28 protein-coding genes and 1 pseudogene are annotated in these 23,103 nt (G+C 41.5%); 18 read left to right on the forward strand and 11 right to left on the reverse strand.

What is annotated here, in order from left to right; genetic code table 11:
• Window positions 1-216: 216 nt before the first annotated feature.
• On the forward strand, window positions 217-804 hold the full coding sequence (locus AC0VYC_RS04145; protein ID WP_024720283.1) for a nitroreductase family protein: 588 nt from the start codon (window positions 217-219) through the stop codon (window positions 802-804).
• Window positions 805-838: 34 nt separating this feature from the next.
• Here the strand turns inward: AC0VYC_RS04145 and AC0VYC_RS04150 are convergent, their stop codons facing one another.
• From AC0VYC_RS04150 to AC0VYC_RS04160, 3 genes are all read right to left on the reverse strand, one after another.
• Window positions 839-994: a YfhD family protein gene (locus AC0VYC_RS04150; RefSeq protein WP_008341997.1), complete on the reverse strand. Its 156-nt coding sequence runs from the start codon at window positions 992-994 to the stop codon at window positions 839-841.
• 61 nt (window positions 995-1,055) lie between these two features.
• Window positions 1,056-1,166, reverse strand: coding sequence for a YfhE family protein (locus AC0VYC_RS04155; RefSeq protein ID WP_017358836.1), 111 nt, complete (start codon window positions 1,164-1,166; stop codon window positions 1,056-1,058).
• 52 nt (window positions 1,167-1,218) lie between these two features.
• Window positions 1,219-2,115, reverse strand: coding sequence for a TIGR01777 family oxidoreductase (locus tag AC0VYC_RS04160; RefSeq protein WP_326378970.1), 897 nt, complete (start codon window positions 2,113-2,115; stop codon window positions 1,219-1,221).
• 95 nt (window positions 2,116-2,210) lie between these two features.
• On the opposite strand from AC0VYC_RS04160, the gene recX reads away from it, so the two are divergent.
• Window positions 2,211-3,002: a recombination regulator RecX gene (gene recX / locus AC0VYC_RS04165; protein WP_058336507.1), complete on the forward strand. Its 792-nt coding sequence runs from the start codon at window positions 2,211-2,213 to the stop codon at window positions 3,000-3,002.
• 3 nt (window positions 3,003-3,005) lie between these two features.
• Window positions 3,006-3,320, forward strand: coding sequence for a YfhH family protein (locus AC0VYC_RS04170; protein ID WP_017358839.1), 315 nt, complete (start codon window positions 3,006-3,008; stop codon window positions 3,318-3,320).
• A 226-nt stretch (window positions 3,321-3,546) separates the two neighbouring features.
• Here the strand turns inward: AC0VYC_RS04170 and AC0VYC_RS04175 are convergent, their stop codons facing one another.
• Window positions 3,547-3,720 (reverse strand): YpzG family protein, encoded by a 174-nt coding sequence (locus AC0VYC_RS04175; protein WP_003217811.1) that lies wholly within the window; start codon window positions 3,718-3,720, stop codon window positions 3,547-3,549.
• A gap of 25 nt (window positions 3,721-3,745) precedes the next feature.
• Window positions 3,746-3,895: a small, acid-soluble spore protein K gene (locus AC0VYC_RS04180; RefSeq protein WP_003217849.1), complete on the reverse strand. Its 150-nt coding sequence runs from the start codon at window positions 3,893-3,895 to the stop codon at window positions 3,746-3,748.
• Window positions 3,896-4,011: 116 nt separating this feature from the next.
• Between AC0VYC_RS04180 and AC0VYC_RS04185 the strand changes: the two genes are divergently transcribed.
• The 3 genes from AC0VYC_RS04185 (at window position 4,012) to AC0VYC_RS04195 (ending at window position 8,251) form a co-directional block, all read left to right on the forward strand.
• A complete protein-coding gene (locus tag AC0VYC_RS04185) occupies window positions 4,012-4,284 on the forward strand; it encodes a YfhJ family protein (RefSeq protein ID WP_017366871.1) in 273 nt (90 codons plus the stop codon).
• A 301-nt stretch (window positions 4,285-4,585) separates the two neighbouring features.
• The gene (locus AC0VYC_RS04190; RefSeq protein ID WP_008341983.1) at window positions 4,586-5,569 is read left to right on the forward strand and encodes a glycosyltransferase family 2 protein; all 984 of its coding nucleotides are present in this window, start codon (window positions 4,586-4,588) and stop codon (window positions 5,567-5,569) included.
• An 87-nt stretch (window positions 5,570-5,656) separates the two neighbouring features.
• Window positions 5,657-8,251 (forward strand): YfhO family protein, encoded by a 2,595-nt coding sequence (locus AC0VYC_RS04195; protein ID WP_475389526.1) that lies wholly within the window; start codon window positions 5,657-5,659, stop codon window positions 8,249-8,251.
• 23 nt (window positions 8,252-8,274) lie between these two features.
• Here AC0VYC_RS04195 and AC0VYC_RS04200 read toward each other — a convergent pair whose 3' ends face one another.
• Complete coding sequence (locus tag AC0VYC_RS04200) at window positions 8,275-9,408, reverse strand: FAD-dependent oxidoreductase (protein ID WP_475390010.1); 1,134 nt, start codon at window positions 9,406-9,408, stop codon at window positions 8,275-8,277.
• A gap of 205 nt (window positions 9,409-9,613) precedes the next feature.
• Here AC0VYC_RS04200 and AC0VYC_RS04205 point away from each other — a divergent pair, with 205 nt between their 5' ends.
• Window positions 9,614-10,081 carry a DinB family protein gene (locus AC0VYC_RS04205; RefSeq protein WP_017366875.1) on the forward strand — a complete coding sequence of 156 codons (468 nt, stop codon included), beginning with the start codon at window positions 9,614-9,616 and terminating at the stop codon, window positions 10,079-10,081.
• A 4-nt stretch (window positions 10,082-10,085) separates the two neighbouring features.
• Here the strand turns inward: AC0VYC_RS04205 and AC0VYC_RS04210 are convergent, their stop codons facing one another.
• The 3 genes from AC0VYC_RS04210 to AC0VYC_RS04220 form a co-directional block, all read right to left on the reverse strand.
• Window positions 10,086-10,508 carry a regulatory YrvL family protein gene (locus AC0VYC_RS04210; protein WP_096881151.1) on the reverse strand — a complete coding sequence of 141 codons (423 nt, stop codon included), beginning with the start codon at window positions 10,506-10,508 and terminating at the stop codon, window positions 10,086-10,088.
• Window positions 10,509-10,575: 67 nt separating this feature from the next.
• On the reverse strand, window positions 10,576-11,739 hold the full coding sequence (locus AC0VYC_RS04215; protein WP_034664992.1) for an oxalate decarboxylase family bicupin: 1,164 nt from the start codon (window positions 11,737-11,739) through the stop codon (window positions 10,576-10,578).
• A gap of 94 nt (window positions 11,740-11,833) precedes the next feature.
• A complete protein-coding gene (locus tag AC0VYC_RS04220; RefSeq protein WP_073415715.1) occupies window positions 11,834-11,998 on the reverse strand; it encodes a YvrJ family protein in 165 nt (54 codons plus the stop codon).
• Between the two features lie 166 nt (window positions 11,999-12,164).
• On the opposite strand from AC0VYC_RS04220, the gene AC0VYC_RS04225 reads away from it, so the two are divergent.
• Window positions 12,165-12,767: a sigma-70 family RNA polymerase sigma factor gene (locus AC0VYC_RS04225; RefSeq protein WP_342501890.1), complete on the forward strand. Its 603-nt coding sequence runs from the start codon at window positions 12,165-12,167 to the stop codon at window positions 12,765-12,767.
• Complete coding sequence (gene rsoA, locus AC0VYC_RS04230) at window positions 12,715-12,936, forward strand: sigma-O factor regulator RsoA (protein ID WP_331833200.1); 222 nt, start codon at window positions 12,715-12,717, stop codon at window positions 12,934-12,936. Before AC0VYC_RS04225 ends, rsoA begins: the two co-directional genes overlap by 53 nt.
• Window positions 12,937-12,954: 18 nt before the next feature.
• Here rsoA and AC0VYC_RS04235 read toward each other — a convergent pair whose 3' ends face one another.
• Window positions 12,955-13,935, reverse strand: coding sequence for a metal-dependent hydrolase (locus AC0VYC_RS04235; RefSeq protein WP_243825045.1), 981 nt, complete (start codon window positions 13,933-13,935; stop codon window positions 12,955-12,957).
• 191 nt (window positions 13,936-14,126) lie between these two features.
• Here AC0VYC_RS04235 and mutY point away from each other — a divergent pair, with 191 nt between their 5' ends.
• Window positions 14,127-15,227 carry an A/G-specific adenine glycosylase gene (gene mutY / locus AC0VYC_RS04240; protein WP_475389530.1) on the forward strand — a complete coding sequence of 367 codons (1,101 nt, stop codon included), beginning with the start codon at window positions 14,127-14,129 and terminating at the stop codon, window positions 15,225-15,227.
• Here mutY and AC0VYC_RS04245 read toward each other — a convergent pair.
• Window positions 15,214-15,438, reverse strand: coding sequence for a hypothetical protein (locus tag AC0VYC_RS04245; RefSeq protein ID WP_008341962.1), 225 nt, complete (start codon window positions 15,436-15,438; stop codon window positions 15,214-15,216). The two genes, mutY and AC0VYC_RS04245, sit on opposite strands and share 14 nt — an antisense overlap.
• Window positions 15,439-15,519: 81 nt before the next feature.
• On the opposite strand from AC0VYC_RS04245, the gene fabL reads away from it, so the two are divergent.
• From fabL to AC0VYC_RS04285, 8 genes and pseudogenes are all read left to right on the forward strand, one after another.
• Entirely contained in the window at window positions 15,520-16,272 is a 753-nt protein-coding gene (gene fabL, locus AC0VYC_RS04250) for an enoyl-[acyl-carrier-protein] reductase FabL (RefSeq protein ID WP_007496726.1), read from the forward strand.
• Between the two features lie 75 nt (window positions 16,273-16,347).
• Window positions 16,348-16,497, forward strand: a pseudogene (locus AC0VYC_RS04255) (gamma-type small acid-soluble spore protein); the annotation flags it as partial.
• 174 nt (window positions 16,498-16,671) lie between these two features.
• The gene (locus AC0VYC_RS04260; RefSeq protein WP_039167929.1) at window positions 16,672-16,932 is read left to right on the forward strand and encodes a YgaB family protein; all 261 of its coding nucleotides are present in this window, start codon (window positions 16,672-16,674) and stop codon (window positions 16,930-16,932) included.
• Between the two features lie 147 nt (window positions 16,933-17,079).
• Window positions 17,080-17,610: a nucleoside tri-diphosphate phosphatase gene (ntdP, locus tag AC0VYC_RS04265; protein ID WP_008341956.1), complete on the forward strand. Its 531-nt coding sequence runs from the start codon at window positions 17,080-17,082 to the stop codon at window positions 17,608-17,610.
• Window positions 17,611-17,705: 95 nt separating this feature from the next.
• Window positions 17,706-19,448 (forward strand): ABC transporter ATP-binding protein, encoded by a 1,743-nt coding sequence (locus AC0VYC_RS04270; RefSeq protein WP_008341950.1) that lies wholly within the window; start codon window positions 17,706-17,708, stop codon window positions 19,446-19,448.
• 112 nt (window positions 19,449-19,560) lie between these two features.
• Window positions 19,561-20,583 carry an ABC transporter ATP-binding protein gene (locus AC0VYC_RS04275; protein WP_058336496.1) on the forward strand — a complete coding sequence of 341 codons (1,023 nt, stop codon included), beginning with the start codon at window positions 19,561-19,563 and terminating at the stop codon, window positions 20,581-20,583.
• Window positions 20,552-21,529 carry an ABC transporter ATP-binding protein gene (locus AC0VYC_RS04280; RefSeq protein WP_080688153.1) on the forward strand — a complete coding sequence of 326 codons (978 nt, stop codon included), beginning with the start codon at window positions 20,552-20,554 and terminating at the stop codon, window positions 21,527-21,529. The genes AC0VYC_RS04275 and AC0VYC_RS04280 overlap by 32 nt, the downstream gene beginning before the upstream one ends.
• Window positions 21,504-23,090, forward strand: coding sequence for an ABC transporter substrate-binding protein (locus tag AC0VYC_RS04285; protein WP_268383794.1), 1,587 nt, complete (start codon window positions 21,504-21,506; stop codon window positions 23,088-23,090). The genes AC0VYC_RS04280 and AC0VYC_RS04285 overlap by 26 nt, the downstream gene beginning before the upstream one ends.
• Window positions 23,091-23,103: the final 13 nt, after the last annotated feature.

Raw genomic sequence — 23,103 nt, forward strand, 5'->3', positions numbered from 1 at the left:
CCGCATTTAACAAAGTGGAAATACCTGAAACCATTTCATCATCTTGGCTTTTTTCTCAAAATTTGTTTAAAACGTAATATGATTGTAACATTACTTGAAAAAGTCAAACAACTTTTTAGCAGAGAGGTGAGGTCTTATTTGCAAACAGCACATGATCATGTTTATAATGTGAATGAGAATCAATTTCAATTAAGGTTGATTGAAAGGATGACATATATGCCAGAAACAAAACAACAAACAGAAGCGTTAACGGTTCGAGACGCTGTCAGATATAGACGATCGATTCGAAAATTCAAAGAAACGCCGGTGAGCATTGAACAGCTTCAGCCATTATTAGAGGACGCAGTCTATGCACCCAATCATAAAATCACGGAACCTTGGCGTTTTTTATATGCAGTGACGGATGAAGCAAAAGAGGTATTTGTTGAGCGGTTTATTGCTTTCTTTAAACGCAACAATCCAGACGCAAAAGAAGAAAAGATCAATCAGTACAGAGATTATTTTTCTAAAGTACCAGCACTTTTACTTGTTGTTCTAAAAGAAGACGAAAATCCAGTTGTGAGAAATGATGATTTTGCCGCTGTGAGTGCGCTCATTCAAAACTTCCAGCTGCTGGCTTGGGATCAAGGAATCGGTATGGTATGGAAGAGCGGCCGTATCTTATACGACAAAGGGTTTCAACAGGATATGGGATTAAAGGAAAACGAACGCTTTGCCGCGATTCTTCACATCGGTTATCCAGAAGAGGTACCTGAGGAAAAGTCACGTCAGAAGGCATCAAGCCTGCTAACTGAAATCAAATAAAAACAGACCTTTTGATAGGGTCTGTTTTTTTTACTTATTGTTTTTTGGCACGCTGATCGGCTGCTTTCATACGTGCCATCGCTTTTACGTCATTCGGATCTGCAAGTTCTTTGGAAAATTCAACATATTCGCCATCCGTCTCTTGTGCCGCAAGCTGGTGGTTGGATTTTTTGTGTTGGTCTTTTTTCAAAGCTTTTCCCTCCTTTACAAGATCACTTTAGTTATGTGCTTGTAAAAGAGGAATATCCGTTTTATTTGTTTCTTTTTTCTGCTGCTCTTTCCGCTTTTTTGAATTCCTGCTGATACAGAACTTCCTGGGTTTTCTTCAGTTTTGAAGTCGGCTGGTGTTCTTTTTTCTTCATCAAAATCGCCCCCTCATCTCATTTTTAATAGGATGGGTGTTTTTGATAAAATTTATTCCTCTGAATGCAAAATCGCTTCTTTTAGCTCAGGGTGTAAAAATTCATAAGAAGACAGCAGTGCCTTTTTCGGCAGAGCACGTTGGCCTTCTAATACAAGCAATGACATGTCGCCAAGTGCGGTTTTGATGACAAAGGACGGCACCTTCAGCCAGTGAGGGCGATGAAGGGTAGATGCAATAGTTTGCCCCAGCTGCTTCATTTGAACAGGATTTGGAGATGTGACATTGAGTGGACCTGATATGTGTTCATGCTCAATGGCATACGCAATGAGGTGTGCTACATCCTCCACGTGAACCCAAGATACCCATTGCGAGCCAGAGCCAATCGTTCCACCGGCAAACAGCTTGTATGGCAAGGTCATAAGAGGAAGTGTGCCTTTTTCTCCTAGCACTACCCCAAAGCGTGTATAAACTGTGCGAATACCGAGCGCCTCAATTTTTTGCCCTTCAGCTTCCCAAAGTTTTGACGTATGACTTAAAAAGTCTGTATCGGCTGGAGGGGCCTCCTCCGTAAAGTCTTCTGTCTTGGAAGTGCCGTAGATACCGACAGCACTTGCTTGAATGAGCACAGATGGTTTCGATTCCTGCGCTTCTATAATGCGTCTCACTTCTTGTGTGGATTGAATACGGCTGGAGAGAATGCCTTTTTTTGCTTTGTCCGTCCAGCGTGTGAAAATGGATTTTCCAGCAAGGTTAATCCATACATCAATCGCAGGCAATTCATGTTCAGGCTTAGCGCCTTCTGTCAGCCACTGCACGTAATGTAAATGATTTTGTTCGGATTCCTTTGGATTTCTTGTTAGAATATATAGATGATGTCCTTCAGCTGCGAGCACCTTTGTGACATGCTGGCCGATAAACCCGGTTCCTCCGGTAATGGCGATATTCAATTGACATCTTCTCCTCTCATATACATACCTATATCTTTCAAGATTTTGAATCAGAAGAAACATCCTGACTGTTTGAAAAAAGGAGTGATCACAGGATGCCCTATATTACGAAAATCTCTGCTCAGAAAAACAATACAGAACGCGTGAACATCTTTCTTGATGAAAAGTACGCTTTTAGCGTTGATCTAGATGTGCTCGTCCAGCATGATTTGAAAAAGGGAAAAGAGCTGGACGAAGCCGATATCATAGAGATTCAATTCGGTGATGCAGTAAAAAAAGGATTTCAGCAGGCCGTCGATTATTTATCGTATCGGATGAGATCAGTGAAAGAAGTCACCGATTATTTGACGAAAAAAGACATACCAGCACCTGCTATTAGTGAAATTATACACAAATTAAAACATTATAAGTATGTAAATGATCTTGAATTTGCAGAAGCGTATGTAAGCACCCACCGAAAAACGAATAGCAAAGGCCCGTCAGTGCTAAAAAAAGAGTTAAAGCTGAAAGGCATAGACGATGACACCATCGAACAAGCACTATCGCAATATCCGAATGATTTGCAGCTAGAGGAAGCAGTGAAACAAGTGCTAAAGCTGGTTAAGAAAGAGAAAAACCGGTCCGCAAAAGAAATTGAACAGCGTATCAAATTGCAGCTTCAGCGAAAAGGATTTTCATTTGATATCATTGATAAAGCCCTTCAAGAATCCTATGATGGACAAGAAGAGGAAAAGGAAGAAGAAGCCCTTCACTATATGCTTGAGAAGGCAAAACGCAAGGTAGGTTATGACGGATCATTTGAGAAAAAAATGAAAGTGAAGCAATTCCTTTACCGAAAAGGATTTGATCTTGATACAATTGATCACGTTTTAGACAAAGGGGAATGACAGATGGAGAAACGCTATAGTGAAATGACAGAATACGAATTAAAGCAGGAGATTGCCGCTCTTTCTGAAAAAGCAAGAAAAGCTGAGCAGCTAGGCATTGTGAATGAATATGCCGTGTTGGAGCGGAAAATTGACATGGCGAAAGCCTATTTATTAGATCCAGCTGCTATTCAAACCAAAACGACTTATCACATCAAAGATACAGACGAGCTGTTTTATGTGGAGTATTTAAATGGTGTTTTTGCTTGGGGCTACAGAGTATCAGCGCCAAATAAAGAAGATGCCCTGCCGATTTCAATGCTTACGCAAAAGGACTGATCCCTAGAGATCAGTCCTTCAGCGTGTAGACAAACCCTCGCATTCTTTGTCAGTCCTGCGTGCTGGTGCTCACGAATGTCAAATTCGCTCCGCGCCAGTACTCGTCCTTCCTAGACTGCAAAGGTTTTCTATCACGCTGAAAAGAAGACAAAGGGCTAAAATCAAGTTCATTTTAGCCCTTTGTCAACAATCTGAAGGACTGATCGTTAGAGATCAGTCCTTTTCTTTACTTCGAACGTTGTTTACGGACGTTGTTCTGAAGTACGATGTCGTGCTGCGTTTGCTGCGTTTCTCCGTTGACCTGAGAGGCAGAATGTTTAGCATTCGCCCATGGTTGAGGGTAAGCGGTTGTTCTTAATTGAACAAAGTCTTCCATATACGATTTCCCATTTGAACTCATATCTCAAGCACTCCCTTTGGAAAAATTAGCGTTTCCCTGATGCCCTCATACGTTCCTGTGGACGTGTATTCGTCTCACCGTTCGGCCTTTTAGACGCATAAGCATCTGTGGCCCCTGGTTCGCCTTCAAACTTGTGATTCACTTGATTTGGAAAGCCCTTTGCTTTATTACGCATACTGATTCCCTCCAAACAATACAAATCATTTGCGTCTTTTGAAGACGTAAGGGTAGTATATGAAAAAAGAGATTTTTTTAAAAAGGCACTTTCTGCTAGATGAAGGAGGAACCAGTATGGAACAATATTTTGAGCGATTAACCGAACAACTAATGGAAAAAAACAATATGCTCACATATGAAGAAGCACGTACATGGGTAGAGCTCCTTTGGAGTGATTTTGAAACAACCTATGCAAAGGCTGGCCGCAAGTATAAAGGACAAGAAACGACTGAACGGATTGTCCGAGAATGGATCGAAAGCTACGGCGCTCAGCTGCATTTATTTCAAAATAAACAATCGAAGGCAAATGAGCATCTGCAACAAAACGACAAAGGGCTGCTGCATTAAAAGGGTTGCCCTTTTCACTTCCACTCATCTTTTTCAATAAACAGGAAAATATATAATTGACCAAACAATTTTATGAAACAATACCCAGTCTGTGATCAAAATTACAGGCTTTTTACAATGGATAAACTTAAAATTACATTAAATTCATGTTGGTGAAAATCACTGGAAATAAAACTCTGATATAATGTAACGATTCAGGATACATGAAATTTATGGATAATAAAAAAGGGTTTCGTTTTCTGACAAAAAAGGAATAATGAACATAACAGACTATGTGAAAAAAGTGAAGAGAAGGTGCGATATGGAACGGGAACTGCTCTCTGTTATAATTCCTTCTTACAATGAAGGTGAAAACATCAGACGAATCTTTGAGGCACTCGAGGAAGAGTTTCGCGATTTTCATTATGACTTTGAAATCATCTTTGTGAATGATGGAAGCAAAGACAATACGCTTCAATACATGAGAGAGCTCTCTCACAAAAGTGCAAAAGTCAAATACATTTCCTTTTCTCGTAACTTTGGGAAAGAAGCTGCAATTTTAGCAGGTCTTGAGCATGCAAAAGGAGAAGCTGCGATCATTATGGACGCCGACCTGCAGCACCCAACGTATTTGATTCAGGATTTTGTTAGAGGCTACGAAGAAGGTTATCATCAAGTCATTGCCAAACGAAACCGTAAAGGGGACAGCAAGCTTCGTTCTTACCTATCATCGATGTATTATAAAGTGATGAACAAGGTGGTCGAAGTGGACTTGCGTGATGGTGTAGGAGATTTCCGCTTAATTTCCCGTCAAGCGATCGACGCATTGCTTCAGCTGAAAGAGGGAAATCGTTTTTCAAAAGGCCTTTTTTGCTGGATTGGCTTTGAAGAAAAGGTCATCTATTATGAAAATGTGGAAAGACAGCACGGTGATACAAAATGGTCACTGAAGAAATTATTTAACTACGGGATTGATGGGGTCATTTCGTTTAACAACCGCCCGCTGCGTATTTGTTTTTATACGGGTATTTTGATCTTATTTCTCTCTTTGATTTACATCGTGGCGACCTTTATTCAAATCGTCAGAACGGGCATCATGGTACCGGGTTATTTCACTTTAATCTCAGCTGTGCTTTTCCTCGGTGGTGTCCAGCTCTTGAGTCTAGGTGTGATCGGAGAATACATTGGCCGGATTTACTATGAAACGAAAAAGAGGCCGCATTACTTAATTCAAGAATCAAATGTCATGGAACAAGAGACAAGCTCAAAAGAACAAGACCGAGTGTTAACGCAGTTATTTAAATAACGTGGAGTCAAATAACCGGCAAGCACGAATCGCTTGCTGGGTTGTTTTGTTTCAATGAACAGTGGATCTTTTGGAGAAAGGATTTAGATGATGAAACGTAGATGGATACTCATTGGAATGTGCCTCATTCTTGCTTTATTAGGACACTCCTTTTTCTTATATGAATATACGCAAGGCCGATATATGACGGGAGATGGAGATGGCATTTCGCAAATGCTCCCGTTTAAAAAGCTGCTGTATGACGAATACGTCAAAGGAAACTTCTTTTATTCCTATCAATTTGGTCTAGGCGGTGGTACATATACGCAATTAGGTTATTATTTTACAACGTCGATGGTCTTTATGGTCACAGTCGCTGTTGTCTGGATGTTAAATGCGCTTCACCTTGTACAGTCAACAGACATTCACTTTTGGGCAAATGCTGTTATTTGGCTGAGTGTGATCAAGCTGACAGTCATTCTGTTCATCGCATATCGTGTGCTCCTTTCGATTGTGCAACATAGGCTGGGGGCGCTGACAGGTGCCGGTATTTACGGACTGTCTATTGTGTACTTTCGACATCAAACGTTTTGGGAGTTTTTCACCGACAGCATGATGTGGCTTCCGCTGCTTGTGCTCGGGGTTGAACGGATTTTTAAAACAGGCAAGCCGGCTTGGTTTATTGCGGCTTGCAGTCTCATGCTGATCAATAATTTTTACTTTGCTTACATTCACTTTATCTTTTTAGCCATTTATCTCGTCTTCAGATATATGATTAAGCTTCAAAGCGAGGAGCGAGGCTGGAAGGTGTTCTGGACCCTTGCGATCTCTACGTTGTTATCGTTTGGGATCAGTGCTGCCTTTTTTATCCCGTCTGTTTACGGCTTTCTCAATAATGTAAGACCGCCGTATGAACAGGCAATTCCTTGGTTTGAGCTGCATGATCATCTGCTGTTTACAAGCAGGGTGTATTTATTGCCGGTCATCTTTCTGATTTGTCTGTTTCTCGTTCCGCTATACCGGAACAGATGGTTTTTCATGTTCACATCGATCAGTGTTCTGCTGATCATTTTTCACTACAGTCCAAAGATGGCGAGCGTGTTTAATGGTTTTTCTGCACCGCAGTACAGATTTGAATACATTCTTGCTTTTACAGTCGGAGCAGTCGTAGCCATCACCATCAAGCATTTCTCGCAAATGGAGTGGAAGTGGAAAAAACGTGCGGTTTTAGGCGCTTGGATTGTATTCCTTCTCGCAGTCGCCCTTTCAGAACGAGCAAAGGGAAATATGGATGTTGTTGTATTTACCGGAATAGGACTGCTTGTGATCAGCTTGTTCTTCCTCTCGATACATGCGGGGAAACGTCTGCACCTTCGTTTCTTTTCAGCTGTGCTCATCGTTGTGAGCTTACTGACAGCAGGCGTGTATCAGCAGGGCTACTTATTTGAAAGAAGCAATATTAAGAGCGTATCAGATACGTATCTGAATAGTGAGGCGTATGCTGGACATGAGCAAATGAAGCTCATTCAGCAGATTCAAAGCCGCTCAAAAGAAGATCCGCTTGCCCGGATTGATTGGATGAACGGCCTGCGCAACAACACCCCGTTATTTGAAGGCTTTCAAGGCATGAGTGCGTATTCAAGTATATTGAATCAGCATCTGCTCCATTTCTACTGGAATGACCTGCAAATTGATATGGGACGGGAAAGTGTCAGCCGGTATGCAACAATGGGGGACAGAGCGAATTTATACAGTTTGACCTACGGGAAGTATTATATGAGAGACAAATCGATGTCTTTCTCACCGCCGGTTTATTTTAAGCCCATATTGGAAAGCGAACATTATGAAGTGTATGAAAATACACGTCCGCTCCCATTTGCAAGAACAACGAGTACCGTCTATTCAGAAAAGTCACTAGAGCATGCGTCAGCACTTGATAAAGAACATGCGATGTTGCAAGGTGTGATCTTAAACAAAAAAGGAAATGCTGAAATCGACCAATCGCCTGATCGAATAAAGGATACAAACATTCATACTGAACAAGCGGTATACGAAAATGGCGTGCTTGATGTATACGGGAAAACGGGCGGGCTGAATATCACCCTTCCAGATGATATCGCTCGCGTGGGGGATGTGTATGTGAGCTTTTATGTGAAGCGGACCGACCGTAACGAAGGGTTTCAGTTATCTGTAGATGACTACGTCACATCACGCAAAAGCAATACGTCTATCTACAAAACAGGCGTTAATGACGTGACGATCCGAGTCCCTGCGGGAAAAATCCTTTCCATACGAGTTCCAAAAGGGACGTATGAGCTGAGTCAATTAAAGCTGTATCATGAGCCTTACCGCACCCTTGCGCGGGCATATGAAAAAGAAAAACAGGATGATGGCAGCCAGCAGGTGAAGCTTAAAAATAACCGCTTTACGATTTCTTATGAGAACAAGCGCGGCGATGATTATATGATTCTGCCTGTTCCATATGAAAAAGGCTGGGAGCTCACGGTGAACGGCCATCAAACCGAGATTGAACAAGCCAATTATGCGTTTATTGGTTTTCCAATAGAAAAAGGCAAAAACGAGATCGTGCTAACTTACTATCCGCCTTATATCAGAATTCTCGCATTGATTTCACTCGTCAGTTTGGTCGTTGCGATTTTATATGCACGGAGAAAACACAAGAAACACCACTTTTCAGCATAAGTGGTGTTTTTTTATCTTTCATCTCATACGTAAGTTTCTTCATCCCATTCAATCGTGTATTCGTTCATTTTTTTATCAATATCGTTTTGAATACTCATGTGCTGAAATAGCGCATTCAATTCTTCTGTCCTCTTTCTTCGATCTTTTTCATAATAATAGAACGCATCTCGATAATCATGATCCCTTAGCATCTTTGCTATGAGCATGGCATCTTCTAGACTATACGATGCTCCTTGACCAACAAAAGGGTTCGCCGTATGTACCGCATCACCTACAAGAACAACACGTCCTTTTGACCACACAGGAAAATCCTTTATTTCATAGATACTTCTTGGAAAGAACATGTTAGTATGATCGATGATGTCAGAAAGGTGTTTAGGAATGTTCCAATGTTCCATTTGTTTATATAATAACTGTCGGATGGTTTCTTTATTGGCTTTCTCAAAATGTTTTGTAGGTAACTTCTCAGGACACTGAGAGAAAGCTTGCCATAAAATATTCATTTTATTTGTTGGATGCGCTTTCCCAAAAATGAATTGAAAGTTTCCGTCATTGTAAAGATAACTTGTTGCCTCATCCAATACAAAATCCTTCACAAACGATATTCCTTGTAGTCCCCAAAAACCGCTATAGTCTAATTTAGCATTAAACGCAATAGCCTCTCTTGTTTTCGAAAAAGTTCCATCTGCTCCTATTACAATATCACCTGTTATCTCAGTTTCATCTTCAAAAAGAACCTGAACGGAATGAGGCTGCTGTGTGATTGAGATTAACTTTTTGTTGTATTTCACTTCTATTCCTTGACGGTGAACTTCTTTTAAAAGTGATTTGATGATTTGGTCTCTCATGACGTTCAGTAAAGGGGCATCATAATATTTTTCACTATAATTGTGAAAGATCGCTTCTACTTCATTTTCACTGTTTATTTGCTGGATCTTCTTTATCACTGTTGCATTTGCTATCACTTCATTTTTACACCCGATTCCATCCAAAATCTTTACCCCATTCGGAGACAGTAAAAAACCTGCTCCTGTTTCTAATTCTTCATCTGACCTGCTTTCATAAATCGTACTTTCCATTCCAGCCTTTTTTAAAAATAAAGCAGTAGCCAATCCTGCTACACCACTGCCGATAATGATCACATTTTGAGATTTCATCATTTTTCCTCCCTTTTTATAAACAGACCGGTCGGTTTATTTTAGTGCAAAAAAATAAGCTTTTTCATATAAGACAGCGTATCACAATTCCCCCTTTTCATTTGGTAATTAAAGTATATGATAATATGTTAGAAATGATTTAGCAAGAATGAAACTAACCAATTTCTGATCAACTTCTTTTAAAAACATGAAGGGATAACAAAACATGAACAAAGACACCGTGATAAAACACTATGAACACACCCTTGAATGGGTACAGTCACTAACGGAAGTAACAGAAGAAGAATGGCGTAGCGCCATCGCTGATGGAAAGTGGAGCATTGCTGAGATCATCGCACATTTCGTTCCATGGGATGAATTTATTTTACACGATCGCCTAAAGGAATTTTGGAACAATAAAGCGTTACCTCAGGCACCTGATGTGCATGAAATGAATCAGCAGTCAGCCGAAAGAGCAAGAAAGGAAGAGAGAAGCGAGACGATCGGGCGATTTATTGTTGTTAGAACAAAATTGCTTCAAGAAATGAAGAAAATCGAAGCATCTCGCTGGACTACACCCTTTCTGATCGGTCAAACTGAGCTGACGTTATCAAGTTATTTTCAAGGTTTGATTAAACATGATCTCCATCATATGGAGCAGGTCAAACAAGCGCTCTCCACAAAAAGACGATAGCGCCTCACGAAGCTTCCTTATCAAACGAAAACGACGCATAATCAAACAAAAAATGAAATAACCAAAGACTTAGCGCAAAGAGAATTTCTTCAGAAGTAGTCAGCAAAATGCCGTCAACCAATTCGTCTGATACATAGACAGCACCCCAAATAAACAAAAGGTGAAATAAAACGGCATAGAAAACGATAGATCGTTTTTTGGACCGACACTTACGAACAAACCGCATGAGCACGTGTTCCAGATGTTCAAAAGAGATCCCAAGTACAACATAGATGCCCATAAACAGTAGCAGCGATAAAATCGATTGGTAAAAAGCACCGGTCAAATGAAAGAACAGCACACAAAACAACAAAAATATGTAACAGACAGCTGATAGCGCCATGAGCCATTTCAGCCCTTGCCATAAAGCGTGAACAGATTGTTGCATGGGTAAACAACACTCCTTTACATGAAGATACCTGCAAAAAGGACAGCCTTTTTGCAGGAAGGTGGAATTAATCCTCTTTTTTAGGGGCAGCGATGACAGGGTGTTTTTCTGTATCAAGCAGTTTTAAGAAATCTTCGCCTTGATCTAAATGATCCAAAACAAGCTGTTTCGGTGTGACCGCAAGCCACTGATTGAGCGAGATATCTGCATAATGATCGCTCTTAAAGATTTCTAAGAAATAGAGCGGTTCGTCGCCTGTATTTTCTACATAATGCCCCATCGCAAATGGCACATAGCCAACGTCTCCCGCCTGATAGTTGAAGGTTCTCGCATGTCCATCAGAAGCAAAGACCGTCATTCGTGCCTTTCCAGAAATGAAATATTGCCATTCATCCGTATTTGGATGCCAGTGCAGCTCACGGATGGCACCTGGATCAACTTTCACAAGAGCGGATGCAATCGTTTTAGACGCTTTGAAATTGGTAGAATCCGCAATCCACACTTGTCCGCCGCTTGACGTAATCGGCTCTTGCTTTAACAGCTCATATTTAAAGGAGTTCGGGACTTCTCCTTGCTCTGTTTTCACCTTGTCACACTCAAGGGAACCAGGAATTCCTTTTTGGAAAATATACTTCTCTTTCTCTGGCAGTTTTTCAAATTGCTCCTTTGTCATTCCAAAGTTTTGGAGCACAACTTCCTCTGGCGTATGGGCAAGCCAATCAGTCACTTGGAACGTACTATTTTCAGAGAAGGAACCATCATCAAACACAAGCAAGAATTCAGCTCCCGGTTCAAGTGCTTGAATAGAATGCGGCAAGCCTGAAGGGAAATACCACAAATCACCCTCGGTCACATCCTCTGTAAAATTGCGCCCCTCTGCATCAACCGATGTAATTCGGGCTTCCCCATAAATCATGTACGCCCATTCCGCTTCCTTATGCCAGTGCAGCTCGCGAATCGCACCAGGTTTTAGCCGCATGTTCACAGAGGCAAGACTTTTAGAGATTGGTAGTTCACGTACCGTGACTTCTCTTGCGTAACCGCCTTTTTCTAAACGGTTGTGCGTATCAGAAAAAGAATATTTCATGTTGGGAACCGTTCCATGATCGGTTTCTGGTGGCGTGAGCATATCTGGGTTTTGTCTGTCTCGCTCGAGATTACGTGGAATTTTGACCGTTGCTCCTTTTTCTCCTCGAATCGGCTGCGGTACACCATTTTGCTTTTCACTCATGATAAAATCCCCTTTCAACATCGTATTGTGTGAGGTGACAAAAGGCCTTTCATTTCGCCCTCGTTTTCATAAGGTGAAACGAATCAAGAAGATGTCAATCTGATTCATCATTTTTTTGAACAGCGACCAATCGTTGGATGAGCTTGCTTAATTCATCAAACTTTCGTTCAAAACGTGTCAACAAATAAATCGTTAAAATAGCAGGAAATCCAGCCTGACCGAGCTGCTTCAGCCATTCCTCCGAAAAAAAGGTCTCCATTTGTCTCACCTCCCAGCGGATGCTCGTCTTCTCTATAAGTGGTATGAAAGAAGAAATAGGAAATCAAAGGGGGAGAAAATGAACCATTAGACCCGTTTCACAAAGTTTACTTTTTTTAACTTTTGTCCACTTAATGCAAGTAGAGAGAACAAAGGGGAGGATGCACATGGATTATCGGCTGTTATTGAAAGCAAAATGGAAGGAAATCGTTGATCACCCGCTCATTCAGCAATTTTTAAGCAATCCTAAAAACCAGCAACTGCTTAGGCAAGTCATGGAAGAGCCAAACGAAGAAAATGCGAAAAAACTAGATTCCGAGTTCAAGCAGTTTTATCAAAAAATCCGCATCATCAAGTATATTTCCACAATGATCCGCATCTTTTCAGTCGACTTTGACAAACGAGTGAAAAAAAAGCAGCAGCGTTTTCCGCTCATACTCGATCATCCTGATACGCAAGAAGTGAAAGACCCTGTTCAAACAGATACGTATGAAGCTGTGCTCTTTAACCAGCAAGACTTAGGGGAGCACCTGCAAGACCCAAGATTGTACAAGGCCTATCAGCAGCTCACAGACAAACAAAAAATGGTTTTAACCCATATTTATGTTGAAGGTCAAACAATGAAAGAAATAGCCGACCGGCTGGGCGAATCAAGACAAAACATCTCAAACATCCACAAAAAAGCGCTCAACAAACTAAAAGAAGAAACAGGGGGAAATGTCCGTGAACGAAGACAAAATGACCAATGGAGAAATGGAAGAACTCATTGAAACCTTCACACCCATGATCAAAAAGAAACTACAAAACACGGCATATCAAGAAAGAGAAGACCTCGAACAAGAACTCTATATCAAACTCATCGAAAAAGTAGACCGGCTGATTTACCAAGAAGGACCTGGCTTTTGGGAGTTTATTGTGGAATATATGACGAAGATGTAAGCACAAAAAAAGACTCGCTCACACAGAGCCGAGTCTTAATTTTTTTTGCAGTTTTTCTTCACTGAAAATCCAGCCGGTATAGGAATTTTTGATTTGGTGGTCCATGTCGATATGGCAGATCGCAACAAAAGGATAGTGACCTTTGCTGCGGTAGCGCAAATCAATGAACCGGACTTCATAATGATCCTTGTATTTATCCACTTCCCACCGGTAGACAGGGGAGAAGGAGAGAAAGGCTGAAATGTTTTCATCTTGTTTGGCAATTTTCATAATCTCAGTATCAGGGACCGGCACACGGTTAAAGGTGTCTAAAATAATGATCTCACCATTCATACTGCGTCCAACATGGAAAGAGGATTTACATTTCACGGCAATGCGCCATTGTCTGAACTTCATTGTAGGCGAAATAATAATGTCTTCAATCTCATCGAACCGTGCACGCAGCTGGCGTTTAATCTGAAGCTGCATGATGACCCTGACGATATAGTAACAGAAAATCACGGCATACAGCGTAATGAACGTATAGCCGGGATGCCCGCCAATCGCCCATACGACAATGGCGACAAGATGTGTAAAAAAGATAAACGGATCAAACGTATTAATGATCCCAAGCGCTACCCATTTCTTTGAAAATGGGCGAATGGCCTGTGTGCCGTATGCATTGAAAATATCGACAAACACATGAAGCACAACGGCTAATAGTGTCCATAGCCAAAGGTGAAGTAAATTCGCCCCCGGCACAAATGGGAAAATCAAAGCCGGAATTAGCAATGACCAAAACAGTACAGCCGGAATGGAATGAGTAAATCCCCGGTGATTTCTTATATAAACTGCATTATTTTTTAGTTTTAGCACAGTATCAATGTCTGGTGCTTGGGAGCCGGCGATGGTCGCGATCATCACGGCGTGTGCCATGTGTGGATCTGCGCTGACGGCTGGATCTAAAAGCGCAAGTCCCCCAAGAGAAATGCCCATTACTACATGAGTACCAGTGTCCAATTGATTACCTCCTAGTTGTCATGCTTAGGAACAATCATACAAAGTATACGTCTCTCATCAAGACTATGTGCAAAATCACTTTTGCTTTATCTCGATTTAATGTAACATGTTAACGTATCTACAAACAGTATACAACAAATAAGGTTCTTTTCAGAACGTTAGCTCTCGGTTCGATAAGAAGGAGTATAGAGATGAAAGACATTCAAGAAAAGCTGGACCGCAAAGATATTGCGGGCTTTCAGCATGATTTAATCGATTGGTATGAAAAAGAACAACGTACACTTCCATGGCGTGAAAATCAAGATCCATACCGCGTCTGGGTATCAGAAGTGATGCTCCAGCAAACGAGAGTGGATACGGTCATTCCGTACTTCAATCGGTTTATGGAGCAATTCCCGACGGTGAAGGATCTTGCTTTAGCTGATGAAGAAAAGGTCATGAAAGCATGGGAAGGTCTTGGCTACTACTCACGAGTGCGTAATTTACAGGCAGCTGTGAAAGAAGTCTATGAATCCTACGGGGGTGTTGTCCCTGATACGAAAGAACAATTTTCAAAACTGAAAGGTGTAGGCCCGTATACGAGCGGCGCAGTGCTGAGTATCGCCTATAACAAGCCATACTCTGCGGTAGACGGCAACGTGATGAGGGTCATTTCCCGTATCTTGTCCATATGGGATGATATTGCAAAACCAAAAACGAGAAACATTTTCGAATTTGCGGTTGATCAGCTCATTTCCCGGGAAAAGCCGTCAGAATTCAATCAAGGGCTAATGGAGCTAGGTGCACTTATTTGCACCCCAACCTCTCCTGCATGCCTCATTTGTCCTGTAAACATGCATTGCTCGGCACTTGAGGAAGGCGTTCAGCATGAGCTGCCGGTGAAAAGTAAAAAGAAAAAGCCGACTGCGAAATCAATGGCAGCGGTGGTGTTATTTGATGATGCAGGCCACCTCTATATTCATAAGCGTCCAAGTACAGGTCTGCTTGCGAATTTATGGGAGTTCCCAAACATAGAAACAATGAAGGGAAGAAAAACGGAAAAAGAGCAGCTGATTGATTTCTTAAAAGAGGAAGCGGGTGTACAAGCAGAACTTGGTGATTTAGAAGGCACCATTCAACATGTATTTACCCACCTCATCTGGAATATTTCTGTTTTCTTTGGACGTGTGACCTCTGTATCTGATGACACGATGCTGAAAAAAGTCACAACAGAAGAATTTGAGGCATATGCTTTGCCAGTCTCACATCAAAAAATATGGAAGATGGCACTTGAACAGCCTAATCATATTTAACCGTTGTACCATGGGTATAATCGGCTTCATTTCGGTGCAGACCCCCGCGGTTTTCAATTTCAGAAATGATTTCTCGATACTTAGATTGCCCTTCTTCGTTTAAATAAGGTAAAATTTGTTGGAAAGCATGATGAAAAAAAGCAAGCTCAGTATCTTTCCATTGATCCTTTGACATCATGCCAAGCTGGCTTAAATCGCGTCCGACATACATGAATGTAACCTCCTAATAGGAACTTTCCTATTAGTGTGAAGCGAATGGACGAAAACTATTCAAATCAGGAGATGAACCATAATGAACAAGCGTAAATGTGCACTAATTACAGGCAGCAGTAGAGGTGTCGGGAAAGAAGTAGCCCTTCGCCTGGCTGAAAAAGGGTATGACATTGTCATTAACTATGCAAGAAGCAAAAAAGCAGCACTTGAAACAGCTGAAGAAATTGAAGCGATGGGTGTTAAAACATTAGTTGTCAAAGCCAACGTTGGTCAGCCAGAGAAAATCAAAGACATGTTCCAGCAAATTGACGAAACGTTTGGCCGTTTAGACGTATTTGTGAACAATGCGGCATCTGGCGTTCAGCGCCCAATCATGGATCTTGAAGAAAATCATTGGGACTGGACCATGAATATCAATGCGAAAGCCTTGTTATTTTGCGGACAAGAAGCAGCCAAATTAATGGAGAAAAACGGCGGCGGACATATCGTCAGCATTAGCTCACTAGGCTCCATCCGCTACCTTGAAAACTACACGGTGGTCGGTGTATCTAAAGCAGCACTAGAAGCTTTGACACGCTACCTCTCCGTTGAGCTGTCACAAAAAAATATCGTCGTAAATGCCGTATCAGGCGGCGCCATCGATACAGATGCACTCAAGCACTTCCCAAATCGTGAAGAGTTATTAGAAGACGCTAAGAAAAATACACCAGCAGGCCGTATGGTGGAAATTAAAGACATGGTCGACAGTGTAGAATTCCTTGTATCAGGCAAAGCAGATATGATTAGAGGACAGACGATTATCGTCGATGGCGGACGTTCTTTGCTTGTTTAAAAAAATCATGAATAAGATGTACACCTTCTGCACAAATTAATGTGCGTGGAGGTGATAATGATGGATAAACAACAAAACAAAACAAACGCACAACAAGTGAAAAAACAAAACCAAGCTGCTGCACAAGGCGGTCAATATGGCACTGAATTTGCTAGCGAGACTGACGCACAGCACGTAAAAAAATACAACCAAAAAGCTGAGCAAAACAAACAACAAAACAGCTAATCACTGAAACAAAGGGAAGCACTTCATCTACGAATGAAGTGCTTTTCTTTTTGCCTCTCCCCACCATCCGACAAAACCTGTAAAACCTCTACATAAACAGTCAAAGGACTTCTTCCTTCTTTCAAGAAATGGTATAGATACAAAAAGTCGATACGAATGAAAGGGAGGAGTTAGATGTCTGATTTCGACCAGCTTGTCAAAGAACAAATGCAGCTTATGGATCAGCTGCTCGATGTACAAGGAGAACTTGATCTGTACTTAGAGACAGAAAAACGATTGCTGCAAGGTGAAAAAAAGGAAGAGCGGCATAAGCTTCATGATCAAATCAAACAGAAACGAGAAGAACTGCAAAAAGTCCAAACACTATTTACAAAACAGACTGAACAAGTCATCAATTCGTATAAACAAATGGAGAAGAGCTCAACCGTGATGTAAAAGAGTGTGCCGTTCAATTGGGTTGAATGGCTTTTTCATTTCATTTTTTAATGATGTAACGGTATAATATAATAGAGACATGTTTAGTTGGGAAATTAGGTCTTTGGACTGTTAGGTTTGTTTGTTATAGAAAGTAGGGGAGAAAATATGGGCTATCCCAAGGAAGGAGAAACCATCCAAATTCAAAGCTATAAACATAATGGCTTGATCCACAGGATTTGGAATGAAACCACCATTCTGAAAGCAACGGAATTGTGTATCATTGGTGCAAACGATCGAACAATGGTGACTGAATCCGATGGCCGAACATGGATGACAAGAGAACCGGCTATTTGCTATTTTCATGCAAAACAATGGTTTAATGTCATTGGGATGCTTCGAGATGATGGGGTGTATTATTACTGCAACATCAGCTCTCCTTTTGCGACAGATGAAGAGGCGATTAAGTATATTGATTACGACTTAGATGTCAAAGTCTTTCCGGACATGACGTATAATATTTTGGATGAGGATGAATATGCAGATCATAAGAGGCAGATGAATTATCCAAAAGAAATCGATAGTATCTTACGAGAGCATCTAAATACATTACTGCATTGGATTCACCAGCGGAAGGGACCGTTTGCTCCAGAATTTGTGGATATGTGGTATGAACGTTTTTTGCGTTATACAAAATAAGTAACAGCAGCTAAAACCTGTTTGGCTTTTCAAAGCCAACAGGTTTTTGATTGCGTACGGATAAGAGGCACTGATAGATTGGGAAGGAGATTTACATGGGGGTCATAAAACGTTACATGGCTTTTGTAACACCGTATAAAAAACAGATTGCATTGACAATGGTGATCGGAATGATTAAGTTCTCGATCCCCTTAACATTGCCTCTGCTTTTAAAGTATGTCATTGATGATGTGATTCAAGGCTCTGGATCGGCTGAAGAAAAAACATCCACTCTCTTTATTATTATGGGAATCATGCTTGTATTATTTTTAGTGATGAGACCGCCTGTTGAGTACTACAGACAATACTATGCGCAGTGGACAGGCAGTAAAGTATTATTTGATATTCGGGAAAAACTGTTCTCGCACATTCAAAAGTTGAGCCTTCGTTATTACGCCAACACGAGAACAGGGGAAATTATTTCAAGGGTCATCAACGATGTGGAGCAAACAAAGGAATTTGTCATCACAGGGCTTATGAACATTTGGCTTGATTTGATGACCGTCCTGATTGTGATAGCCATTATGTGTACACTGGATCTTAAACTCACCATTGTGTCTGTCATTATTTTTCCGCTGTATGCGTTAGCAGTGAAGTATTTTTACGGACGGCTTCGCAAGCTGACAAAAGAGCGGTCGCAGGCACTGGCTGAGGTACAAGGGCACCTGCATGAGCGAGTACAAGGAATGCCTGTCATTCGCAGCTTTGCGATTGAAGAATACGAACAAGAGAATTTTCACGATGAAAATAAAAATTTCTTAAACAAAGCGATCAATCATACGAATTGGAATGCCAAAACATTCGCTGTCGTCAATACGATCACAGACATTGCGCCGCTGCTCATCATTGCTTTTGCTGGCTATACCGTCATTAACGGGTCGCTTTCAATTGGGACAATGATTGCCTTTGTCGGCTACATTGATCGGATGTACAACCCGATTCGCCGTCTCATTAACTCATCGACGACTTTAACTCAGTCAGTAGCATCAATGGATCGTATTTTTGAGTTTATTGATGAACCGTATGAAGTGACAGACAAGCCGAATGCAAAAGAAGCCAATCACTTAAAAGGAGAGGTAGAATTTAAAGATGTGTCGTTCCGTTACGAACATACACAGGAAGAGATTTTACACAATATCTCCTTGAAAGTAGAAAAAGGTCAAACCGTTGCGCTTGTAGGAATGAGCGGCGGAGGGAAGTCGACACTCGTCAGCTTAATTCCAAGATTTTATGATGTCACAAGCGGATCACTCGAAATTGACGGCATTGATATTAAAGAGTACAAGGCAAGAAGCCTGCGGAATCAAGTCGGGATGGTGCTCCAAGATACATTCTTATTCAGTGACACCATTAAAGAAAATATCGCTGTGGGAGACCCAGAAGCATCCTTTGAGAAAATTGTGTCGGCGGCCAAAGCGGCTAATGCCCATGAGTTCATCATGTCTCTTCCTGAAGGATATGACACAAAGGTAGGAGAACGTGGCGTAAAGCTATCAGGCGGTCAAAAACAACGAATTTCAATTGCGAGGGTATTTCTTAAAAATCCACCGCTGCTTATTTTAGACGAAGCGACGTCTGCACTTGATTTAGAAAGTGAACATTACATTCAAGAAGCGATGCAAAAGCTGGCAAAAGATCGCACAACTTTTATTGTTGCGCACCGTTTATCAACGATTACACATGCGGACCTCATTGTGGTGATGGAACAAGGCGAGATTGTGGAAAAAGGAACACATGAAGAATTAATGAACCGAGACAGCCACTATCGTCATCTATTTACCATTCAAACATTAAATTAGTAGAAGCCTATCCGATTCTAGCGGATAGGCTTTTTTATGCTTGTCAAAAACATGACATATTTCCCAGCTTGTCTCAATACAATTTTAAAAAGTATGACGGGGTGGTGAAGATGTGAAAGAACAAAAAGTATTGCTAGATGTCAAACAGCTGTCTATTGCTTTTCAGCAAAAAAAGCAGAGAGTGCCGATCGTTCATGACATCTCATTCTCTATTCAAAAAGGAGAAACCTTAGGTATTGTGGGCGAATCTGGCTGCGGGAAAAGCATCACATCGATGTCTTTAATGGGGCTGAATCACCAAACAGAAACAACAGGTCACATACAATTTGAAGGTCAAAACCTGCTGTCACTGTCGGAGAAACAATGGCGAGAGGTCAGAGGGAATGACATCTCAATGATTTTCCAGGAACCCATGACTTCTCTCAATCCACTCATGACCATCGGCAAGCAAATGACAGAAGCCCTTTTCACACATCAGACTATCAGCCAAAAAGAAGCAAAAGTAAAGGCGGTAGATTTGCTTCAAACGGTAGGCCTGAAACAAGCAGCGTCATTACTCAAAAAATATCCACATGAACTATCGGGCGGCATGCGTCAGCGTGTAATGATTGCGATGGCGATGCTATGTCACCCAAAGCTCATGATTGCAGATGAACCAACGACTGCACTTGATGTCACCATCCAAGCACAAATTCTTCGTTTGCTCAAAAAGTTAAATGAAGAGATGAACACCGCTATTTTATTTATTACTCATGATTTAGGCGTCGTGCGGCAAATATGCCAGCGTGTCATGATTATGTATGCCGGTCGAATCGTAGAAGAAGGAACCGTTGACCGTATTTTCCAAAAACCTCTGCACCCCTACACGAAAGGTCTTTTCGCCTCTGTTCCATCATTTAAAGAGAAAAAAGAAAAACTCATGTCTATTGCGGGTCATGTACCTAAGCCAGGAGCTATTCGGTCCGGCTGTCAATTTGCACCACGCTGTCCATATCAAATGACGCAATGTCTTGAAAAAGACCCATCTTTACAATCCATTTCACACAATCACCGCGTCGCATGTTTTCTAATGGAAGGAGGAGAAGACACTGAATCACCCACTGTTGCAAGTGAATCAACTGACGAAGCGTTATGACACATCGGCATTTTTTTCTAAACACAAACAGACGACTTTGGCTTTAAATCAAGTGTCCTTTCACGTGAAAGAAGGAGAGACGCTCGGCATTGTGGGCGAATCTGGCTGCGGGAAATCAACCCTTGGCAAAAGCTTAATGAGATTAATCGAACCGACTTCTGGCTCAATCCAAATGAAAGGAAAAGAAGTGACGCTTCTGAAAGAACGAGACATGCGTTCCTTCAGAAAAGACATTCAAATGATTTTCCAAGATCCATACGCTTCCTTAAATCCACGAATGAAAATCAAAGACATTTTAGAAGAACCGCTCATTGTTCATAAACATGGAACAAAAGCAGAAAGACAAAAGCGTGTAAAAGAGATGCTGCACATTGTTGGGTTTGACCCATCCTATGGAGACCGTTATGCGCACCAATTCAGCGGCGGTCAGAGGCAGCGTATTGGAATTGCTAGGGCGCTGATTACTCATCCAAGTCTTGTGATTGCCGATGAGCCAGTTTCCGCTTTAGATGTATCGGTTCAAGCGCAAATATTGAATTTAATGCTCGAATTGCAAAAGACGCTTTCTCTGACGTACTTGTTTATTTCTCACGATTTAGGCGTTGTCAAGTATATGAGCGATCGAATTGCAGTGATGTACGCTGGCCGTATTGTAGAAATGGGTCCTGCGGAGGACGTATTTCACAAGCCGCTTCATCCTTATACATCGCTTCTTCTGAAATCCATTCCACATATGGATCACGTGCTGGAAACGCAGGATGTGTCAGCGGAAGAATCCACCCTGGTGTCAGAAGATGGCTGTCCTTTCTATAAAAGATGTCCAAAAAGGTGGGCGCAATGCTTGCAAGCTGTTCCGCCTTTGTATGAGGAGGAAACAGGCCATGCAGCTGCGTGCTATTTATATCAAAAGGAGGAACACAATGAAGAAGACATGGTTATTCAGTAGTTTCATTTTTGTGCTGGCACTTGCGTTATTTTTAGGGGGCTGTACATCTTCATCAACATCAGAAGAAAAAGCCACAAAAGACACTCTCGTATTCGGCAGAGGAGGGGACTCTACGTCACTTGATCCGATTACAACAACAGAAGGCGAAACCTTCAAGGTCACAGAGAATATGTTTGAAAAGCTTTTGAATTACGGTGAAAAAGACACGACCATCCATCCAGGCCTCGCAACAGAATGGGATGTTGCAAAGGACGGAAAATCGTACACGTTTTACTTAAGAGAAGGTGTGAAATTTCACGATGGCACAGATTTTAATGCAGAAGCAGTGAAATTCAACTTTGACCGCTGGATGAATGGAGATGCCGAAAAATTTCCTTACTACGGCATGTTTGGCGGCTATAAAAAAGATAAAGGGCATGTCATTAAAGACATCATCGTCAAAGGAGAGCATGAAATTGAATTTCAACTCAAACGCCCGCAGGCAACATTTCTGAAAAACATCGCCATGTCACCATTTGGTATCGCTAGTCCTGCAGCAGTTGAAAAAAGCGGTGATTCATTTAGAGAAAACCCAGTGGGCACAGGACCATTTAAGTTTAAAGAATGGAAGCAGAACGACCGTATTGTCTTAGAAAAGAACGAAGATTACTGGCAAAAAGATAAACCAAAACTGAAACAAATCATCTTCCGCTCTATTCCTGAAAACTCTGCTCGTTTAAATGCGCTTAAAACAGGCGAAATCGACTTAATGGATGGCGTCAATCCGTCCGATTTAGATGGCATTAAAACAGACAAAGCGCTCCAGCTGATTGAAAGACCATCCATGAACGTAGGTTATATCGGGCTGACAGTGACTAGAAAGCCGCTTGATAACAAGTTGGTTCGTCAGGCACTCAATTATGCAGTTGATAAAGAATCAATCATCGAGTCGTTTTATGGAGGACTTGCTGAACCAGCAAAAAATCCACTTCCTCCGTCATTAGAAGGCTACAATGACGAGATTGAGCCATATCCATATGATCCGGAAAAAGCAAAAGAACTATTGAAAGAGGCAGGCTTCCCTGACGGTTTTCGCATCAAGCTTTGGGCAATGCCTGTGCCGCGTCCATATATGCCAGACGGGATGAAGGTAGCTGAAGTCATTCAGTCAAACTTTGAAAAAGTTGGTGTCAAAGCCGAAATCGTCACATATGATTGGGCGACTTATTTAGATAAAGCAAGTAAAGGCGAAGCAGATGTGTTCTTATTAGGATGGACAGGGGACAATGGCGATCCTGATAATTTCATCTATACATTATTAGATAAAGACAGTATTGGCGGTAACAACTATACATTCTTCCAAAACGATAAAATGCATGACATCCTCATTGAAGCGCAGACCGATACAGATCAAAAGAAGCGAAATGAATTATATCAAGAAGCTCAAGAAATCATTCATGATGAAGCGCCTTGGATCCCATTAGTCCATTCAATTCCAATGCTCGCCGCATCTAAAGATTTAAAAGGCTACCAGCCGCATCCGACTGGTTCCGAAGCATTGACTGACGTATATTTCGAATAAGCAAATAAGGGAG

It is taken from the genome of Bacillus sp. iso_77 (genome assembly GCF_056173625.1).

What these genes read in the sequence shown, in the direction of transcription:
- rsoA (WP_331833200.1), top strand. Translation starts at nt 12,715, where the DNA reads ATGTCCGTGAACGAAGACAAAATGACCAATGGAGAAATGGAAGAACTC.
- fabL (WP_007496726.1), top strand. Translation starts at nt 15,520, where the DNA reads ATGAACAAGCGTAAATGTGCACTAATTACAGGCAGCAGTAGAGGTGTC.
- AC0VYC_RS04245 (WP_008341962.1), bottom strand. Translation starts at nt 15,438, where the DNA reads ATGTATGTCGGACGCGATTTAAGCCAGCTTGGCATGATGTCAAAGGAT.
- AC0VYC_RS04170 (WP_017358839.1), top strand. Translation starts at nt 3,006, where the DNA reads ATGGAGAAACGCTATAGTGAAATGACAGAATACGAATTAAAGCAGGAG.
- AC0VYC_RS04155 (WP_017358836.1), bottom strand. Translation starts at nt 1,166, where the DNA reads ATGAAGAAAAAAGAACACCAGCCGACTTCAAAACTGAAGAAAACCCAG.
- AC0VYC_RS04225 (WP_342501890.1), top strand. Translation starts at nt 12,165, where the DNA reads ATGGATTATCGGCTGTTATTGAAAGCAAAATGGAAGGAAATCGTTGAT.
- AC0VYC_RS04260 (WP_039167929.1), top strand. Translation starts at nt 16,672, where the DNA reads ATGTCTGATTTCGACCAGCTTGTCAAAGAACAAATGCAGCTTATGGAT.
- AC0VYC_RS04205 (WP_017366875.1), top strand. Translation starts at nt 9,614, where the DNA reads ATGAACAAAGACACCGTGATAAAACACTATGAACACACCCTTGAATGG.
- AC0VYC_RS04200 (WP_475390010.1), bottom strand. Translation starts at nt 9,408, where the DNA reads ATGAAATCTCAAAATGTGATCATTATCGGCAGTGGTGTAGCAGGATTG.
- ntdP (WP_008341956.1), top strand. Translation starts at nt 17,080, where the DNA reads ATGGGCTATCCCAAGGAAGGAGAAACCATCCAAATTCAAAGCTATAAA.
- recX (WP_058336507.1), top strand. Translation starts at nt 2,211, where the DNA reads ATGCCCTATATTACGAAAATCTCTGCTCAGAAAAACAATACAGAACGC.
- AC0VYC_RS04180 (WP_003217849.1), bottom strand. Translation starts at nt 3,895, where the DNA reads ATGCGTAATAAAGCAAAGGGCTTTCCAAATCAAGTGAATCACAAGTTT.
- AC0VYC_RS04220 (WP_073415715.1), bottom strand. Translation starts at nt 11,998, where the DNA reads ATGGAGACCTTTTTTTCGGAGGAATGGCTGAAGCAGCTCGGTCAGGCT.
- AC0VYC_RS04145 (WP_024720283.1), top strand. Translation starts at nt 217, where the DNA reads ATGCCAGAAACAAAACAACAAACAGAAGCGTTAACGGTTCGAGACGCT.
- mutY (WP_475389530.1), top strand. Translation starts at nt 14,127, where the DNA reads ATGAAAGACATTCAAGAAAAGCTGGACCGCAAAGATATTGCGGGCTTT.
- AC0VYC_RS04210 (WP_096881151.1), bottom strand. Translation starts at nt 10,508, where the DNA reads ATGCAACAATCTGTTCACGCTTTATGGCAAGGGCTGAAATGGCTCATG.
- AC0VYC_RS04215 (WP_034664992.1), bottom strand. Translation starts at nt 11,739, where the DNA reads ATGAGTGAAAAGCAAAATGGTGTACCGCAGCCGATTCGAGGAGAAAAA.
- AC0VYC_RS04270 (WP_008341950.1), top strand. Translation starts at nt 17,706, where the DNA reads ATGGGGGTCATAAAACGTTACATGGCTTTTGTAACACCGTATAAAAAA.
- AC0VYC_RS04185 (WP_017366871.1), top strand. Translation starts at nt 4,012, where the DNA reads ATGGAACAATATTTTGAGCGATTAACCGAACAACTAATGGAAAAAAAC.
- AC0VYC_RS04190 (WP_008341983.1), top strand. Translation starts at nt 4,586, where the DNA reads ATGGAACGGGAACTGCTCTCTGTTATAATTCCTTCTTACAATGAAGGT.
- AC0VYC_RS04195 (WP_475389526.1), top strand. Translation starts at nt 5,657, where the DNA reads ATGATGAAACGTAGATGGATACTCATTGGAATGTGCCTCATTCTTGCT.
- AC0VYC_RS04285 (WP_268383794.1), top strand. Translation starts at nt 21,504, where the DNA reads ATGAAGAAGACATGGTTATTCAGTAGTTTCATTTTTGTGCTGGCACTT.
- AC0VYC_RS04175 (WP_003217811.1), bottom strand. Translation starts at nt 3,720, where the DNA reads ATGAGTTCAAATGGGAAATCGTATATGGAAGACTTTGTTCAATTAAGA.